Annotated in this window: 1 protein-coding gene; it reads right to left on the bottom strand. The window is 66.1% G+C overall.

The genetic code is table 11. The features are described 5' to 3' along the window. Window positions 1-59: 59 nt before the first annotated feature. Window positions 60-1,190 carry an IS481 family transposase gene (locus NKJ20_RS33995; RefSeq protein WP_352749957.1) on the bottom strand — a complete coding sequence of 377 codons (1,131 nt, stop codon included), beginning with the start codon at window positions 1,188-1,190 and terminating at the stop codon, window positions 60-62. Between the last annotated feature and the right edge of the window lie 80 nt (window positions 1,191-1,270).

Genomic DNA, 1,270 nt, shown 5'->3' on the forward strand with positions numbered 1-1,270 from the left:
TGTTTGGACCGGAGACATCGCGAACAGGTGTGCGAGGACATCGCGAACAGTGCTCCATGCTATCTCTCGACGAGGTTGAGGTCGATGGTTTGGATTTTCTGATGGCGGAAGAAGACGTTGAAGACGCCGTCCTTGTCGGTCGCACGGAAGGCGACGGCGCGCCCGGCGAAGGCATTGCAGATCTTGAAGTGGCGGCCGAACAGCGAGGTCGCGCCCTTCTGCTGGATCTTGCGGATATGGTCGCCGGGCGCATAGTCGAAGGGCTGCGGGGTCTCCCTGAAGTCGCGCGGGGAAGACCGGTAGCGGTCGAGCGGCACGGCGCCGGCGATCGCCTCGTGCGGGCGCTCTGCATTGTAGATGTGGCGCCAGCGGTCGAAGGCCCGCTGGGCCGCCGCCAGGTTCTCGAACGGCGGTCCCTGCAGCGCCTCGGCCTTGAGCGTGCGGTGAAAGCGCTCCTCCTTGCCCAGCGTCTGGGGATGATACGGCCTGGAATGCCCGATGGCGATGCCGATTTCGATCAGCCAGACGCCGAGCAGGGTAAAGTCGTTGCGGCCGCCATCGCCCCAAGGCGGGCCGTTGTCGGTGGCGATACGAAAGGGCAGGCCATAGCGGCGGAAGGCCGTGATCAGGCGCGTTTTCACGGTTTCGGTGGTCTGGTCGGAGCAGGCCGACAGCACGATCGAGAACCGCGAATGGTCGTCGAGCACGGTCAGCGGATGCAGGCGCCCGGCGCGCAACGGCACATGACCCTTGAAGTCCATCTGCCACAGATCGTTGGGCGCGTCGTGCTCGAAGCGGATGAAGGGCTTTGCCCCGCCGCCCAGCGCCCCGAGCTCGACGCCGTTGCGACGCAAGATGCCGGTCACCGTCGAGGGCGACGGACAGCCAATCCCCTGGCGCGCCAGGACCCGGGCGATCTTGCGCCCGCCCCAGGCCGGATGTGCCGCCCGCACCGAAAGCGCCGCTGCTTCGACCTCCCAGGCGCTGCGCCTGGGACTCGAGAGCGGTTGGCGCGAACGCTCCAAAAGCCCGGCCTCGCCCTCCGTCCGATAGCGCGCGATCAACTTGTGAGCCACGGTCCGACCGATCCCAAAGCGCCGGCACAACGCGCTCACATTCGCCCCCGGCGCGCTCGCCAATCTGACAAATTCCAGCTTCTGTTTCATCGCGCTCGTGTCCTCGAATGGCATCCCGAACCTCCCGGCGCAAAGCGCGCCAAACTGTTCGCGATGTCCTCGCACACCTGTTCGCGATGTCTCCGGTCCAAACA

The sequence above is a fragment of the Mesorhizobium sp. M0185 genome, from assembly GCF_040322175.1.
Lineage (GTDB): Bacteria > Pseudomonadota > Alphaproteobacteria > Rhizobiales > Rhizobiaceae > Mesorhizobium.

Coding starts and splice junctions, on each gene's coding strand:
- NKJ20_RS33995 (WP_352749957.1), bottom strand. CDS start 1,190: ATGCCATTCGAGGACACGAGCGCGATGAAACAGAAGCTGGAATTTGTC.